The 12,571-nt window shown below is 74.1% G+C and carries 16 protein-coding genes; 7 read left to right on the top strand and 9 right to left on the bottom strand.

What is annotated here, in order from left to right:
• Positions 1 to 5: 5 nt before the first annotated feature.
• From GA0070603_RS18480 to GA0070603_RS18465, 4 genes are all read right to left on the bottom strand, one after another.
• Entirely contained in the window at positions 6 to 755 is a 750-nt protein-coding gene (locus GA0070603_RS18480; protein ID WP_091315578.1) for a ZIP family metal transporter, read from the bottom strand.
• A 39-nt stretch (positions 756 to 794) separates the two neighbouring features.
• On the bottom strand, positions 795 to 1,991 hold the full coding sequence (locus GA0070603_RS18475) for a GNAT family N-acetyltransferase (protein ID WP_091315574.1): 1,197 nt from the start codon (positions 1,989 to 1,991) through the stop codon (positions 795 to 797).
• Between the two features lie 51 nt (positions 1,992 to 2,042).
• Positions 2,043 to 2,762 (bottom strand): PP2C family protein-serine/threonine phosphatase, encoded by a 720-nt coding sequence (locus GA0070603_RS18470; RefSeq protein WP_091315571.1) that lies wholly within the window; start codon positions 2,760 to 2,762, stop codon positions 2,043 to 2,045.
• 93 nt (positions 2,763 to 2,855) lie between these two features.
• Positions 2,856 to 3,419, bottom strand: coding sequence for a helix-turn-helix domain-containing protein (locus GA0070603_RS18465; protein WP_091315568.1), 564 nt, complete (start codon positions 3,417 to 3,419; stop codon positions 2,856 to 2,858).
• Positions 3,420 to 3,477: 58 nt separating this feature from the next.
• Between GA0070603_RS18465 and GA0070603_RS18460 the strand changes: the two genes are divergently transcribed.
• The gene (locus GA0070603_RS18460) at positions 3,478 to 4,689 is read left to right on the top strand and encodes a benzoate/H(+) symporter BenE family transporter (RefSeq protein WP_091315564.1); all 1,212 of its coding nucleotides are present in this window, start codon (positions 3,478 to 3,480) and stop codon (positions 4,687 to 4,689) included.
• A 33-nt stretch (positions 4,690 to 4,722) separates the two neighbouring features.
• Here the strand turns inward: GA0070603_RS18460 and GA0070603_RS18455 are convergent, their stop codons facing one another.
• From GA0070603_RS18455 to GA0070603_RS18440, 4 genes are all read right to left on the bottom strand, one after another.
• Positions 4,723 to 5,088, bottom strand: coding sequence for a hypothetical protein (locus GA0070603_RS18455; RefSeq protein WP_091315561.1), 366 nt, complete (start codon positions 5,086 to 5,088; stop codon positions 4,723 to 4,725).
• Positions 5,089 to 5,117: 29 nt separating this feature from the next.
• On the bottom strand, positions 5,118 to 5,366 hold the full coding sequence (locus tag GA0070603_RS18450; RefSeq protein ID WP_091315558.1) for a hypothetical protein: 249 nt from the start codon (positions 5,364 to 5,366) through the stop codon (positions 5,118 to 5,120).
• A 77-nt stretch (positions 5,367 to 5,443) separates the two neighbouring features.
• A complete protein-coding gene (gene mscL, locus GA0070603_RS18445; protein WP_091315554.1) occupies positions 5,444 to 5,914 on the bottom strand; it encodes a large conductance mechanosensitive channel protein MscL in 471 nt (156 codons plus the stop codon).
• Positions 5,915 to 5,953: 39 nt separating this feature from the next.
• Positions 5,954 to 6,637: a FadR/GntR family transcriptional regulator gene (locus GA0070603_RS18440; protein ID WP_091315551.1), complete on the bottom strand. Its 684-nt coding sequence runs from the start codon at positions 6,635 to 6,637 to the stop codon at positions 5,954 to 5,956.
• Between the two features lie 49 nt (positions 6,638 to 6,686).
• Between GA0070603_RS18440 and GA0070603_RS18435 the strand changes: the two genes are divergently transcribed.
• A complete protein-coding gene (locus GA0070603_RS18435) occupies positions 6,687 to 7,979 on the top strand; it encodes an MFS transporter (RefSeq protein WP_091315549.1) in 1,293 nt (430 codons plus the stop codon).
• Positions 7,980 to 7,989: 10 nt separating this feature from the next.
• Here GA0070603_RS18435 and GA0070603_RS18430 read toward each other — a convergent pair whose 3' ends face one another.
• Positions 7,990 to 8,346, bottom strand: coding sequence for an STAS domain-containing protein (locus GA0070603_RS18430; protein WP_091315546.1), 357 nt, complete (start codon positions 8,344 to 8,346; stop codon positions 7,990 to 7,992).
• A gap of 162 nt (positions 8,347 to 8,508) precedes the next feature.
• On the opposite strand from GA0070603_RS18430, the gene GA0070603_RS18425 reads away from it, so the two are divergent.
• Genes GA0070603_RS18425 through GA0070603_RS18405 form a run of 5 tightly spaced genes read left to right on the top strand, consistent with a single transcriptional unit; the run spans position 8,509 to position 12,569 of the window.
• A complete protein-coding gene (locus GA0070603_RS18425; RefSeq protein WP_091315542.1) occupies positions 8,509 to 9,369 on the top strand; it encodes an STAS domain-containing protein in 861 nt (286 codons plus the stop codon).
• Positions 9,369 to 9,782: an STAS domain-containing protein gene (locus GA0070603_RS18420; protein WP_091315538.1), complete on the top strand. Its 414-nt coding sequence runs from the start codon at positions 9,369 to 9,371 to the stop codon at positions 9,780 to 9,782. Before GA0070603_RS18425 ends, GA0070603_RS18420 begins: the two co-directional genes overlap by 1 nt.
• Positions 9,779 to 10,198 carry an ATP-binding protein gene (locus GA0070603_RS18415; protein WP_091315535.1) on the top strand — a complete coding sequence of 140 codons (420 nt, stop codon included), beginning with the start codon at positions 9,779 to 9,781 and terminating at the stop codon, positions 10,196 to 10,198. Before GA0070603_RS18420 ends, GA0070603_RS18415 begins: the two co-directional genes overlap by 4 nt.
• Complete coding sequence (locus GA0070603_RS18410; protein WP_091322077.1) at positions 10,195 to 11,208, top strand: SpoIIE family protein phosphatase; 1,014 nt, start codon at positions 10,195 to 10,197, stop codon at positions 11,206 to 11,208. The genes GA0070603_RS18415 and GA0070603_RS18410 overlap by 4 nt, the downstream gene beginning before the upstream one ends.
• Complete coding sequence (locus tag GA0070603_RS18405; protein WP_091315533.1) at positions 11,205 to 12,569, top strand: sensor histidine kinase; 1,365 nt, start codon at positions 11,205 to 11,207, stop codon at positions 12,567 to 12,569. The genes GA0070603_RS18410 and GA0070603_RS18405 overlap by 4 nt, the downstream gene beginning before the upstream one ends.
• Positions 12,570 to 12,571: the final 2 nt, after the last annotated feature.

Raw genomic sequence — 12,571 nt, 5'->3', positions numbered from 1 at the left:
CCCGGTCAGGCGTGGGACAACGCGAACGCGACCAGGAAGCCGAGCACGGTGATCAGACCGACCAGCAGGTGGGCGTCCTCGAACGCCTCCGGGACCATGGTGTCGGTGATCATCGCGAGGATCGCGCCGGCCGCGAGCGCCGTGATGGTGGCCAGCACCTCGGGCGGGGCACCCCCGAGCAGCGTGTAGCCGGCCAGCGCCGCCGCGCCGGACACCAGGGCGATGGCCGTCCAGAGCAGGAAGACGTAGCGCCGGGTGCGGCCGGCCTGGCGCATGCCGGCGGCGCTGGAGAGCCCTTCCGGCACGTTGCTGAGGAAGACCGCGATCACCGTGACCAGGCTGACCGGGCCGCCGGCCAGCAGGCTCGCGCCGATCACCACCGACTCGGGTACGCCGTCCAGCAGCGCTCCCACCGCGATGGCCGTGCCCGAGCCGGGCTGTTCCTGCTCGGAGGGCTGCTCGTCGCCGGAGCGCTTGCGGTGCCGCGCCCCGCGACGGGCCAGCAGGATGTTCGCCCCGGTGTACGCGAGCGCGCCGAACGTCGCGCCGATCACCACCGGCCTCAGTCCGCCCTGCTCGTGCGCTTCGGCGATCAGCTCGAACGAGACCGCGGAGAGCAGCACCCCCGCGCCGAAGGCCATGACCGAGGCGATCACCTGGCGCGGCACCCGCGCGAAGAACCCGACGAGCGCCCCGATCAGCAGAGCCGACCCGGCCAGCAGACCCCAGAATCCCGCTTCCAACCACTCCGGCACGCGCAGGACCCTACCCCCGGCCCGAAAACGGAAACCGGTTCAGAAGTCGGCGAACAGGTACGGCAGCTCCCGCGGGAAGATCCGGCGCAGCTCGGCGGCCGCGTCCACCGGCACCTCACCGAGCCCCCGCACGGCCACCTCGGCCGGGTCGAGCACCCCGTACGCCAGGGCGGACAGCCCGGCGGCGGTGAGCCGCGCGGTCGGGACGCTGCCCGCGGCGGCGTCCCCGGGGAGCACCTCCAGCGTGCCGGTGGCGCCGTCGAGCAGGTGGGTGCCGCCCAGCCAGCGGTCGCCGACCAGCTCGACGACGACCCGGCCGGTGCCGACCGGCTGGTCGGCGAGCGCGTCCAGGCTGAGCAGCCGGGCCATCGGGGCGGGCGAGCCGGGCCGCGACACCCGTGCCTCGACGTGCACGGCGAGGTCGGTGAGCCACAGCTCGGGCAGCTCGTCGGCGGGCAACTCGACGCTGATCCGCTCCACCTGGTCGACGTGGCGGGCGAAGAACTGGAGCAGCGACGCCCGGGCGTACGGGTCGTCGGCCAGCAGGTCGTCCGCCACCAACGTGCCGCCGTGGTCGTCGATCCGGTAGGTGACCGCGCCGACCGTCGCGCCGTCCCGGACGGCGGTGAGCAGCCAGCGGTCGTCCCGGTCGCGCAGCCCGACCGCCCGGAAGTCCGGGAAGACCGCGAACCCGTGCCGCTCGCGCAGGCAGCGTTCGGTGTACGCCCGCCACCGGTCGTAGCCGGCGCCGACCCGCTCCCAGACCACCTCGCCGGGCAGGTCGGCGCGGAGCAGCGGCGCCAGGTCCGCCGGGGCGAAGACCGCGGTACGTCGCCGGGGCAGCCCGACGTAGCCGAAGCGCTCGTAGAACGAGGCGCGGAACGGGTAGAGCGCCGTCAGCGCGTGCCCCTCGTCCCGCATCTCGTCGAGGAGCCGGTCCAGCAGCGCGCGCACGTGCCCGCGCCGGCGGGCCAGCGGGTGGGTGGCCACCCCGGCGACGCCGGCCATGGGCAGCACGGCGCCGCGCAGGTTCTGCCGCATCGGCACCGCGGACACGGCGGCCGTCGTGACGCCGTCCTCCTCGACGATCAGCGTCCGGTTGCCCGCGTTGTACGGCAGGTACGCGCGGAACTCCTCGGTCCGGGTCGCCGCCGGCGGCGATGTCTCGAAGGCGTACGCCTGGAGCGGGAAGCTGGTGGTCAGGCGTTCCTCGGCGGCCAACCGGCGAATGCGCATCCGTTCATCCCAACCCGAGCCACCGGGTGGCGCAACCGGAATCGGGCCGGCTCAGGCCTCGGTGACGTCGGAGACCACCACTGTGACGTTGTCCGGCGCGCCGGCCTGGTGGGCGAGCTTCACCAGTTGCTCGCCGCACTGCTGCCGGTCGCCGTAGGTGGCCAGCGCCGAGGCGATGGCGGCGTCCTCCACGTAGTCGGAGAGGCCGTCGCTGCACAGCAGTAGCCGGTCGCCGGCGAACACGGTGAGCACCCCGACGGCGGGCGGCGCGTCCGAGCCCTGGACCGCCCGGGTGACGAGCGAGCGCTGCGGGTGGTGGCGGGCCTGGTCGGGGGAGAGCGCGCCCTGGTCGACAAGCGCCTGCACGAAGGTGTCGTCCCGCGTGAGCTGGCTCAGCTCGTTGTCCCGCAGCAGGTAGCAGCGGGAGTCGCCGACCTGGGCGAGGACCAGGGTGTCGCCGGCGAGCAGGCCGGCCGTGAGCGTGGTGCCCATGCCGTCGCGCGCCGGGTCGACAGTGATGGCGGCGCGGATCCGCTGGTTCGCGGTGCTCACCACGGCGCGCAGCGCGTCGGCGGCCTCGTCCGGCACGGTCGGCGGGGTCAGCTCGTCGAGGATGCGGATGACGATCTCGCTGGCCACCTCGCCGGCGGGGAGGCCGCCCATGCCGTCGGCCACCGCTACCAGGCGGTCGCCGGCGAGGGCGGAGTCCTCGTTGTTGGTCCGGACGAGGCCGACGTCGTTCAGGATGGCCGAGCGGAGGATGAGCGTCATGGGGACAAGCTTGCCAAGAACACCCGCCCCGCGTCTCTACGCACTGCTGGGTCTGCTGAAAGAAATGTCGCCGGCTTGCACACGGGGTATGTATCAACCATCCACTGTGGTCACTCGGGGATAGCGCAGGAGCAGGCTCGCCCGGACCACCTCGTCGCCGACGGCGGCGTAGCTGTGCGGCACGTCGGAGACCCAGCGCAGGTACTCGCCCGGGCCGGCGGTCAGCGGCGCGTCCACCGGGCCGGCGCGGAGCACGCCGGAGAAGACGGTCACGTGTTCGGTGACGCCGGCCTGGTGCGCCGGGGAGAGCTGCGCGGGGCCGGGGCTGACCCGCATCCGGTACAGCTCGTAGGTCGCGTCGGTGTCGCTGAAGACCTCCAGCAGCGTGGCCCCCACGGCGGTGCCGCGTACGGTCGGCGTCTCCGCCGGCCCGGAGAGCACGGCGGTGAGCGGCACGCCGAGCTGGGCGGTGATCGCGTACAGGGTCTCCAGGGTGGGGTTGCGGGTGCCGTTCTCCAGCCCGGAGAGGGTGGCCTTCCCGACGCCGGCCAGGCGGGCGAGCGTGGACAGGGACATCTCCCGCTCCTCGCGGAGGGCGCGGATGCGCCGGCCGACGGCTTCCGCGGTCCGGTCACCGGCTGGTGGGGCAGCTGCCATGGGGCTATCGTGCTACATCGGCCCGTTCCGTAAACGGAACGGCGGTGAGGGGGAGAGCATGACCGGTCGACTGCAACCCGTGCTGGCCGGTGTGGTGACCGCCCTGGTCGGCTTCGCCAGCTCGTTCACTGTGGTGCTGGCCGGGCTGCGCGCGGTCGGCGCCGACCAGAGGCAGGCCGCCTCCGGGCTCCTCGCCCTCTGCGTCGCCAGCGGCTGCTGCGCGGTCTGGCTCGGCCTACGGCACCGGCTGCCGCTCGCCATCGCCTGGTCCACCCCCGGCGCCGCGCTGCTGGTCGCCACTGGGCCGGTGCCCGGCGGCTGGCCCGCGGCGGTCGGCGCGTTCCTGCTCACCGGCCTTCTGATCGTCGCTGCCGGACTCGTTCCCGCGCTCGGCCGGGCGGTCGCCGCGATCCCCGCGCCGATCGCCAGCGCCATGCTCGCCGGGGTGCTGCTGCCGCTCTGCACCGCGCCCGTACGGGCCCTGGTCGAGGTGCCCCGGCTGGCCGGGCCGGTGGTGCTCGCCTGGCTGCTCCTGCACCGGTTCGCCCGCCGCTGGGCGGTGCCCGGCGCGCTCGCCGTGGCCGTGGTGGCGATCGCGCTGACCTCGCACGGGCCGGCCCGGATCGACGCCGCCCCGACCGTGGCGCTGACCGCCCCGGCCTGGACCCTGCCCGCGATCGTCGGGCTGGCGCTGCCGCTGTTCCTGGTCACCATGGCCGCGCAGAACGTGCCGGGCACGGCCGTGCTGGCCGGCTACGGCTACCGCGCCCCGCTGGGCTCCGCGCTGCGGGTGACCGGGCTCGCCACCGCGCTCGGGGCGCCCGCCGGCGGGCACGCGGTGAACCTGGCCGCGATCACCGCCGCGCTGGCCGCCGGCCCGGACGCCCACCCCGACCCGGAGCGGCGCTGGATCGCCTCGGTCACCGCCGGGATCGGCCTCGCGCTGCTCGGTCTGGGGGCCGGCGCGGCGACCGCACTGGTCCTGCTCTCCCCGCCGGTCCTCGTCGAGGCGGTGGCCGGGCTCGCGCTGCTCGGCGCGCTGGCCGGCGCCGTCGCGACGGCGGTGGCCGAGCCGGACGCCCGGGAGGCCGCGGTCGTCACCCTCGTGGTCACCGCCTCCGGGGTGAGCCTGCTCGGCGTCGGCGGCGCGTTCTGGGGACTGGTCGCCGGTTGGCTCATGCTGCTGCTGTTCCGCCGCCGTCGGACCACCACGCCACTGGCCGAGTCGGAGCAGGAGCCGGAACCGGCCGCCCCGGCCCGGGCGGGCTGATCACCATCCACGTGTCGCTCGCCAGGCGGGGCGTCACTCCTCGGGCGGGAGGTCGGCGGCGGGGACGGTGAGGCGTACGCCGTCGTCGGTCACCTCGGCGATCCGGTCGGCCAGCACGTAGACGGCGCCGGTGCGGGCCAGCTCGGTGGAGACCTTGAGGTAGCCCTCGCGCAGCAGCCGGGCGGCCAGGTCGGCGGGGACGTCCGGCTCCTCGGCGGCCGCCGACCCGATCAGCTCGTCCAGGCTGCTGCCCGGGTCGACCGGTGCGGGGGCCTGCACGGTCACGGCGGCCGGGTCGCCGCGCTGGACGAGATCCACGGTGCCCACCTCGACGCCGCTGGAGTCGACCACCCGCATGCCGGTGGTGACCCGGGAGACGCTGTCCTGCTGCTGGCTCATACAGGCGCGGTTCCCGAGGCGCGCGGGCGCTAAACGGGCGGGGCCCAGCCGCTCGGCGGGCGGGGGGACAGCTCGCGCCAGGTGTCCGGCCCCTCCAGCAGCGCCCGGACCGTCTCCTCGGCCTCCTCGACGCTGGCGTACTCGTAGAACTGGGAGACCCCCTCGGCGCCGCCGGCGCGCTGCTCGACGTGCCAGCGGTCGCCGTCGACCCGGAGGAAGACGTCCCGCCGGGCCAGTCGCCCCCATTTCCCGTTCCACCAGTGCCTGCGCTGCTCCATGCCCGGACTCTATCGAACATGTGTTCGACACACGTCGGCCCCCGCGGGATTCCCACGGGGGCCGATCGGCTATGGCGTCAGCGCGCGGCCGGAGGCTCCTGCCGGCGGCCGAGCACGTCGTCCAGCGCGCCGCGCTGGCCCGGCGTGGCGTGGTTGCCGGCGAGCAGCGCGTCCCGGATCTCGGTGAGCAGCTTGATCTCCTCGCTGGGGGCCTTCGGCGGCGGCTCCTCGCCGCGCCGGCGCCGCTCGGCGAGCCGGTTCATCGGGTAGACGACCAGGAAGTAGAGCGCCGCCGCGGTGAGCAGGAAGGTGATCACCGCGTTGACGAAGGCGACCCAGTCGAACGCGATGCCGCGGAACGTCGGCGCCGTGCCGGCCAGCCCCTTGTCGCTGCCGGTGATCAGCAGCACGAAGACCCGGATCAGCGGGTCCAGGAACGACTTGGTGAGCTGGGTGACCACGCCGGTGAAGGCGGCGCCGATGACGACACCGACCGCCAGGTCGACGACGTTGCCGCGCATGATGAAGTCTTTGAAGCCCTTGAGCATCCGCTCTCCCGTGCTGTCCGAATCTCCGTCCGGGACAACCTATGCCCCGGAGGGGGGTTCGAGAAAAGCACCGGCCTCGATCGCCGCCCGCGCCGGGTCGCCGTCCCGGATCGCCTCGACCAGCCGGCCGTGGTCCACGTACCGCTCGGGTTCCAGGGCCTCGCCCATGGCCTGGGCGACGGTGCTGCGCAGCGCGGCGCCGACCGAGGCGTAGAGCTCGGCCAGCATGGTGTTGTGCGCGGCGGCCACCACGGCGGTGTGCAGCGCCGCGTCGGCCTCGACGAACTGACCGACCCGGCCGGAGCGCCAGGCGGCCTCCCGGGTGGCGAGCGCGCCGTCGAGCGCCGCCAGGTCCTCGGGGGTACGCCGCAGCGCGGCGAGCCGGGCCGCCTCCACCTCGAAGGCGCGCCGGACCTCGATCACCTCGGCCATCCGGTCGTCGGTGAGCCGGCGGGCCACCACGGGGGCCAGTTCGTCGGTCGACACCACGTAGGTGCCGGAGCCCTGCCGGCACTCCAGCACCCCGGCGTGCACCAGCGCCCGGACCGCCTCGCGGACGGTGTTCCGGCCCACGCCCAGCGCCGCGACGAGCTGCGGCTCGGTGGGGATCTTCGCGCCCACCGGCCACTCGCCCCCGAGGATCCGGGCCCGGAGCTGCTCGATGGTCTGGCGCACGCGGTGACCGCGGGGCGGCACGGCGACGGAATCGACGGCGGGTGTCACCGGTTACACCTCCTGCCGAAATTCATCCCATGATTGTAGGTTCGAGGTCATGACCCCGCCACCCACGGCCACCGCGGCTCCCGTCAGCGACGCTCCCACCACCGACGTGACCCCCGGACCGGCCCCGGCCGCCGCCCCCGCGCCCCCGGCCGCCCCGGCGCGCGGCGGCCTGCTGGTCCTGGTCGGCATGCTGCTGGTCGCGGTCAACCTGCGTGCCGCGGTGACCAGCCTGGGTGCCCTGCTCGACGAGATCCGCGACGGGCTGGGCCTGTCCGGCACGATGGCCGGCCTGGTCACCACGCTGCCCACCATCGCCTTCGCCGGGCTCGGCGCGCTCACCCCGTGGCTGGTCCGGCGCTGGGCCGCCGCCCGGGTGCTGGTGGTGGCCATGCTGGCGCTGACCGTCGGGCAGGTGCTCCGCGTGGTCACCGACTCGGCGGCGGTGTTCGTGCTCACCAGCGCGCTCGCGCTGGCCGGCATCGCGGTCGCGAACATCCTGCTGCCCATGCTGGTCAAGCAGCACTTCCCGCACCGCACCGGGCTGGTCACCGGGGCGTACACGATGGCGCTGACGGTGGGCACGACGGTGGCCGCCGCCTCGGCGGTGCCGGTGGCCCACGCCTTCGGCTCCTGGCGGGCCGGGCTCGGCGTCTGGGCCGGGCTGGCCGCGGTGGCCGTACTCCCGTGGGTGCCGCTGGCGCTGCGGGCCCGGGCCGCGCGACGCGCGCCGGCCCCGGCGGTGGCCGCCGCCGGAGCGGCGCGGGTCCGCCCGGCGCGGACCCGGCTCGGCTGGGCCATGGCGGTCTACTTCGGGGCGCAGTCGCTCAGCGGGTACGCGATCATGGGTTGGCTGGCCCAGCTCTTCCGGGACGCCGGCTACGCGCCCGAGGCGGCCGGCCTGCTGCTCGCCGGAGTGACCGCGCTCGGCGTGCCGGTGGCGCTCATGATGCCCACCCTGGCCGGCCGGCTGCCCACGCTGCGCCCGCTGGTGCTGTCACTGACCGCCTTCTCCACGGCCGCGTACGTCGGCCTGGCGCTCGCGCCGCACGGCCTCGCGCCGCTCTGGGTCCTGCTGCTGGCCCTCGGCCAGGGCGCGTTCCCACTGATCCTGACCACGATCGGACTCCGGGCCCGGACCGCCGAGGGGACCGTCGCGCTGTCCGCCTTCGCGCAGAGCACCGGCTACGTGATCGCCGCGCTCGGCCCGCTGCTGGTCGGCGTCCTCTACGAGGCGACCGGGGGCTGGACCGCGCCCATCGGCTTCCTGCTGGTGGCGCTCGCCGTGCAGACGGCCGCGGGCATGGTGATCGCCCGTCCCCGGCAAATCGAGGACGAGCGCTGAGGTGCGACGGTCAGGAGGAGGCCGGTGTGGGGTCGCCCGCCACGGCCTGCTCCACCGTCGGATAGGTGTGCAGCACCTCGACCAGGCCACTGACCTCGAGGATGCGGAGCACGCCACGCTGCGGGGCGGCCAGCCGGACCACGCCGCCGGCCTCGTCGCAGCTGTTCTTGGCGCGTACGAACACCGACAGCCCGGTGGAGTCGCAGAACGACACCTCGGCCAGGTCGAACACGAGGCGGTTGCGCCCCTTGTCCAGCAGGTCCGTGATCTGGTCCTGGAGCTGCGGTGCCGTCGCCATGTCCAGCTCGCCCGCGACCGACACGACGACCACGTCGCCGCGCTGTTCCGTGTGCACCGTCAGGGACATTCGTCGACCTCCTGTGTTCGGTGGAACGGTATCCCACGAACCTGGCAGCGTGCAGAACGGGAGCGGAGAAGGGTGCCGTCGATCATTCCTTTGCTTCGTGGCAAGTAGTCCCGTAGTTGCCGGTGATAGAGTCCGGCCCGTCCAGAGTTCAGGGAGGTCACCATGGCGTTGAGCGCCGAACAGAGTGGTCGGCTCGCCCGCCTGCTGACCGAGCACGCCGACCGGCTGACCACCCGCTGGACGGAGATCGTGGCCAGCTCGCTGCGCGGCCGGCTCAGCCAGGCGGAACTGTCCCGCCAGGCGGGAGAGCTGCACCGCGGCATGGTCGATGCCGCCGGGCAGGGTCTCACCGACCTGGCCGACCAGCACGGCGGCGAGCTGCGGGCTGTGCTGGCCGAGCTCTCGACCAGCCGGGCGCGGCAGGGCTTCAGCGCCACCGAGACCGCGATCAGCGTGTTCGCGTTCAAGGACGCGCTGCTGGAGCTCATGGAGGAGAGCCAGGACGCGGACACCCTCCGCGATTTCGTCGCCTTCTCCGCCCTGATCGACCAGATGGGCCTGTTCACCTTCGAGAGCTTCGTGCGCACCCGCGAGGGCCTGATCGCCGACCAGGCGGAGCAGCTGCTGGAGCTGTCCACGCCGGTGGTGAAGCTCTGGGAGGGCGTGGTCGCCGTCCCGCTGGTCGGCACCCTCGACTCGGCCCGTGCCCAGGTGGTGATGGAGCGGCTGCTCCAGACCCTGGTCGACACCGGCTCGCCGTACGCGATCATCGACATCACCGGCGTGCCGGCCGTGGACACCCAGGTCGCCCAGCACATCCTCAAGACCGTGGTGGCCGCCCGGCTGATGGGCGCCGACTGCATCATCTCCGGCATCCGGCCCCAGATCGCACAGACGATCGTCGCCCTCGGCATCGAGTTCGGCGACATCGCCACCAAGGCGAGCCTGGCCGACGCGCTGCGCCACGTGCTGCGCCTCACCGGCGTCGAGACGACCTCCCGCCGCGCACGCCGGGAGTCCTGATGGAGCGGGTGCCGATCCTCAAGATCGGCGACATCCTGCTGGTCTCCATCCAGGTCGACATGTCCGACCAGACGGCGGTCCAGCTCCAGGAGGACCTCGCGGAGCGGATCGTCGCCACCGGCTGCCACGGCGTGATCATCGACATCACGGCGCTGGACATCGTCGACTCCTTCGTCGGCCGGATGCTCTCCACCATCGCGTCCATCTCCAAGGTGCTGGACGCCGAGACGGTGGTGGTCGGGATGCGTCCCGCCGTCGCCATCACCCTGGTCGAGCTGGGGCTGTCGCTCAACGGCATCCGCACCGCGCTGAACGTCGAGCGCGGCATGGAGCTGATCGCGGCGAGCCGCAGCGACGAGTGGGACGAGGTGGACGTCGCCGACGAGGACCCCGAGACGACGGCGACGCCATGACCACCGGCGTCGACCTGGGGGTGCCGGCGACCCAGGCGATCCGCAGCGACGAGGACGTGGTCCGGGTCCGGCAGCTGGTGCGTACCACCGCCGTCGCGGTCAAGCTCTCACTCGTCGACCAGACCAAGCTGGTCACCGCCGCCAGCGAGCTGGCCCGCAACACGCTGATCTACGGCGGCGGGGGCACCGCCGAGGTGATCACCGTCGAGGACGGCCGCCGGCGCGGGGTCCGCATCGTCTTCGCCGACCAGGGGCCGGGCATCCCCGACCTCGACCGGGCCTTTACCGACGGCTTCACCACCGGCGGCGGGCTCGGCCTGGGGCTCAGCGGCGCCCGCCGGCTGGTCGACGACTTCGACATCTGGACCGTCGTGGGTGAGGGCACCCGGATCACCGTCACCAAGTGGTCCCGATGAACGCCGACGTGGTCGCCGACCACGGTCTCTGGTTCCGCGTGGAGAGCGGCGCCACCGCGAGCAGCGTGCGGCGGACCGCCGAGCGCCTCGGCCGGCAGCTGGAACTCGGTGAGAAGCGGGTCGCCGACCTGGCCATCGTCGCCGCCGAGGTCACCAGCAACCTGGTCAAGCACGCCCAGGAGGGCACCCTGCTGCTCCGCCCGGTCCGCCGGGCCGGGCGGGCCGGGGTGGAACTGGTGGCGATCGACTCCGGCCCCGGCATGGCCGACCTCGCCCTCTCCTCCGCGGACGGGCACTCCACCACCGGGACCCTCGGCATCGGCCTCGGCGCGATCACCCGGCAGGCGAGCTTGTTCGACGGCTACTCCCTGCACGGCCGGGGCACCGTGCTCGCCGTCCAGGTCTGGAACGGTCCGGTCCCCACGCCGGACTGGGCCGGCGCGCTGGTCCGGCCGATGACCGGCGAGCAGGTCAGCGGCGACGGGTACGCGGTGCGGCTGGCCGACGGCCGGCGGCAGGTGCTGGTCTGCGACGGCCTGGGACACGGCCCGCTCGCCGCCGCCGCCACCGGGGCCGCGCTGGCCGCGTTCCGCGCCGCGCCGGCCGGGCCGCCGGGCACCGTGGTGCAGCACCTGCACCGGGCCATCGCGCACACGCGCGGCGCCGCGCTGGCGGTCGCCGAACCGGACCCCGTGTCGGGCTTGCTCCACTACGCCGGGCTGGGCAACATCGCAGCCATGATCGTGGCGACGGGCGAGCGGCGGCGCGGTCTCGTCTCGCTGCCCGGCATCGCCGGACACCAGCGCCCCTCGGTGCGGGAGTACACCTACCCGTTCCCGGCCGGGGCGACCCTCGTGATGCACAGCGACGGTGTGGTGGACCGGTGGGACCTGGCCGACTATCCCGGCCTGACCGGCCGTTCCCCGCTGCTGATCGCCGCCACCCTGCTCCGCGACGCCGGCGTCCGCCGCGACGACGCCTGCGTCCTGGTCGCCCGGGCCGAGTCATGACCCGCCCCGCCGGCCCGGACCCGCTGCTGCACATGGCGCTCCGGGTGGAGCAGGACATCTTCCTGGTCCGCCAGCGTGGCCGGGAGGTGGCCGCCGCCGTCGGGCTGGAGCACCAGGACCAGGTACGCCTGGCGACAGCGCTCAGTGAGGTGGCCCGGGACCTGCTGCGCACCGTCGACGGCGCCGACGTCACCTTCGTGCTGGACCGGGACGTGCACGCCGGCCGGTCGATGCTCCGGGTCGACCTGGCCCCGGCCCGCCCGCTGCCGGACGGCCGCTACCAGCCGCAGTCCGGTGCGGTGGCGCGTCTGGTGGACACGCTGGGCGTGGTGACCGACGGGGGCGATACGGTCGTGAGGATGTCCCGACGAGTACCGGCCCAGGCGGAGCCGCTCACGCCGGAGCGCCTCGCCCAGCTCCGGGCCGAGCTGGCCAGCAGCGCTCCGGGCAGCGCACTGGACGAGCTGGCCACCCAGAACGCGCAGCTCATCTCCGCCCTCGACGAGGTGCGCAGCCAGCGCGACGAGCTGGAGGTGCTCAACTCCGAGCTGCAGGAGACCAACCATGGCGTGATGGCGCTCTACAACCAGCTCACCGAGGAACTGGAGGAGACCAACCGCGGCGTGGTGGCGCTCTACGCCGAGCTGGACGAGAAGTCCGCCCAGCTCCGTGCGGCCAGCGAGTCGAAGAGCCGGTTCCTGGCCAACGTGAGCCACGAGCTGCGCGCCCCGGTCACCGCGATCATCGGGCTGTCCCGGCTGCTCGCCGACTCCGCCTCCGACCCGCTCACCGCCGAGCAGGCCCGGCAGGTGGGGCTGATCCGGTCGTCCGCCGCCGACCTGCTCGGCCTGGTCAACGAGCTGCTCGACCTGGCCAAGGCCGAGTCGGGCCGGCTCGAGCCGAACTGGGCCGAGGTGGACCTGCGCGGGCTCTTCGGTCAGCTCCGCGGCACGCTGCGGGCGCTGGCCACCCGGCCCGAGGTCGAGCTGGTGGTGGAGGAGCCGCCGGTCCCGGCGACGGTCCGCTCGGACGAGGTGCTGCTCGCCCAGGTGCTGCGCAACCTGCTGCACAACGGCCTCAAGTTCACCGAGCGCGGCGAGGTGCGGCTGCGGGCGGAGCGCCGGGGCGACGTGTGGTCGCTGGCGGTCACCGACACGGGCGCGGGCATCCCGCCGGAGCTGCACGAGCGGATCTTCGAGGAGTTCTACCAGGTGCCCGGCACGACCCGGGTCGGCGGCACCGGCCTCGGCCTGCCGTACGCGCGCCGACTGGTCACGCTGCTCGGCGGCACGCTGGAGCTGACCAGCGAACCCGGTGCGGGCAGCACCTTCACCGTGGTCCTTCCCATGGGCGGAGCCTGACG

Source organism: Micromonospora chersina (genome assembly GCF_900091475.1).
Taxonomy (GTDB): domain Bacteria; phylum Actinomycetota; class Actinomycetes; order Mycobacteriales; family Micromonosporaceae; genus Micromonospora; species Micromonospora chersina.
This window is presented reverse-complemented; position numbering and strand designations above follow the sequence as displayed.